Source organism: Xenorhabdus sp. KJ12.1 (assembly GCF_963876495.1).
Classification (GTDB): Bacteria; Pseudomonadota; Gammaproteobacteria; order Enterobacterales; family Enterobacteriaceae; genus Xenorhabdus; species Xenorhabdus stockiae.
On sequence record NZ_CAWNQH010000130.1, the window covers coordinates 1 to 2,411 of the forward strand.

At 53.4% G+C, this 2,411-nt stretch carries 1 protein-coding gene and 1 pseudogene; both read right to left on the reverse strand.

What is annotated here, in order from left to right; genetic code table 11:
• Window positions 1-192: 192 nt before the first annotated feature.
• Window positions 193-1,699, reverse strand: a pseudogene (tnpC, locus tag AACS92_RS20810) (IS66 family transposase).
• Between the two features lie 82 nt (window positions 1,700-1,781).
• Window positions 1,782-2,111, reverse strand: coding sequence for an IS66 family insertion sequence element accessory protein TnpB (gene tnpB / locus AACS92_RS20815; protein ID WP_153044806.1), 330 nt, complete (start codon window positions 2,109-2,111; stop codon window positions 1,782-1,784).
• Window positions 2,112-2,411: the final 300 nt, after the last annotated feature.

Consider the following 2,411-nt stretch of genomic DNA (forward strand, 5'->3'; position numbering starts at 1 on the left):
GAAAGGTGTTTTTCTTGGTATAACCTTTGAACTCCACCCGCAAAGCGGGTGGTTTTATGTTTAAGACGCTAACGCGACTTAAACTGGCTAAAGCCATAAAAAAACTGAAAACCACCTCCTGAGGAGGTGGTCAGCAACAGGCTTTGGCTCTGCTTATTAGTACTACGTAAGCGCTCAATTAAACCGTGCAGTTCACATGATATCGCTGATATTCACGTTCCACGGCAACAGGTCGTGCAGGGGATCACCGGATTGGCGTCTGGGGAGTTCGGTAAAAATATGCCGGAAGTAAAAATAAGGATTGATGTCATTGGCCCGGCAGGTCATCACCAGGCTGTACAGATTCGCACTGGCAAAGGCCCCGTCTGCCGACGTGGAAAACAGCCAATTCTTGCGTCCGGTGGTGAACGGGCGAATATCCCGCTCGGTAACATTATTGTCAATGCTGAGATGCCCGTTTTCCAGGTAGATTATCAGTTTCGGCCACTGGTTCAGCGTATAAGTGATCGCCGTGCCGATGACACTTTTCGGCAACACGCGTTGACTCGCTTCGGTCAGCCAGTCGTGGAAGGCTTTCAGAACCGGAGGCGCTTTTTCCTGTCGTAATCACCGTCGTTCATCGGGGCTGAGTAACCGCGCTTCCCGCTCAATGGCATACAGCCGGGCGATAAAAGTCAGCCCTTGTTCAGCACGTCCGGTTTTTTTACCCGCCTGAGCTTTCTGGGCGTCCGTAAATTTGCGACGGACATGCGCCATGCATCCGGCGTGTCTGACTGATTTCAGCGTATCGTAAGCCGCATAGCCATCGGTCAGCAGGTCGCCGGCATAATCCCCTAAAAAATCGGCGACACAACGCCCGCTGCTGCTTGGCTGGTAGTCGAAAATCACCGCCGGATGCGCGGCAAATTCGCCACTGCGATACACCCACATATAAGATTTGCTCTGCGCCGGGCGATCGGCTTCGTGGAGCACCTGAACAGGCTTCATCCGCACAAATCAGCGGTTCATTGAGTAAGTGCGCCTGCATCTGTTCGACCAGCACATGCACCTTGCGACCAAGTTGCACACACCAGTTCGCCAGCGTACTGCGGCTAATCTCAATACCGGAACGCGTTAAAATATCGGCCTGCCGGTACAGCGGCAGCGCATCGACATATTTAGCCGTGACAATGGCGGCCTGTGTCTCTGGGCTGGCGATCGTCCGGGGTAACAGGCTGGGTGGGGACGGTGCCGTAATAATTTTGCTGTGCGTTTCGGTTTTTTCACACTGCCGACAGGTGTATTTGGTGCGTTCGTGACGAATGACGCTGACTTTCTGTGGCACGATTTTCAGGGTTTCTGACGTTTCGGTCCCACAGGCATGCAGCGGTTCGCCACAACAGTCGCAGTGCGGCGCATTCAGCGTATGACACTGCACTTCCCGCTCTAATCCTGCCGGTAACGGCTGACGCCCTTTTTTGTGATGCGCTGGCGTCGGTTTAGGCAGGTTTATTTGCTGTTCCGCCTCGTTAAAGGTGCCTTTATCGGCTTTTTCGCTCTGTTTGCCAAAGCGTTTCGATTTGCTGAGATTGAGCTGTTCGAGCAGCTGCTGGATTTGAGTCCTCAGTTCAGCCAGAGATTCAGCCTGCACCTGATTAAGTGCCTGAAGCTGGCAAACGAGTGCTTTGAGTTGGTCAATATCATCCGGCAGGTCAGTTATCATTCAGGCTCCCAGAAGGAAAACCTGAGTGTGACAGTTAAATTGGATCGCGCCAGTCTTAATACACGCTCAGTGTCACCGATCACATTTTCAAGCCCTGTAAGGGCTGATGCGCACGAGGATGGGTTAATGCCAGGCCCGACAACAGCCAGTTCAGTTGCGGACGGGTGCCGTCCGCCACGGGCGCTGGCCACTGAAAGCGGCCCTTTTCCAGCCGGCGGTAGTAGAGCCAGAAGCCGTTGGTGTCCCAGAACAGGATCTTGAGTTTGTCGCGATGACGGTTACAAAAAGTAAATCCGGCTTCACTGAGCGGATCCAACCCCAGCGCATCCACCACATTCGCCAGCCCGTCGATGGATTTTCGCATGTCGGTCGGGCCGGAGACCAGATAGAGGTTGCCAACGGGTATCATCGCAGCGCCTCAACCCAGCGGCGGATCTGTGCAGGGGATAGTCCGGCGGGCAGCTCCGCCCGAAGTCCGTTGGGCAGGCAGAGTATGATGGTATGTCCGGCATTCGCATGTTCTTCAACCACAACAGGATGCAGGCATTGAGGCTCGCGCTGTTGGCCGAACTGGAAGTCGGATCAGACGGAAATTTGATAAAAAACCTGAGCTTCGCTTAAGAAGGGAACTAAAGTGCCTGAGGCACGATCAAAGTTTTTGCTAAAGAAAACAAAATCGTGGAGATCCTCAGGCATGTATAATTTAGAA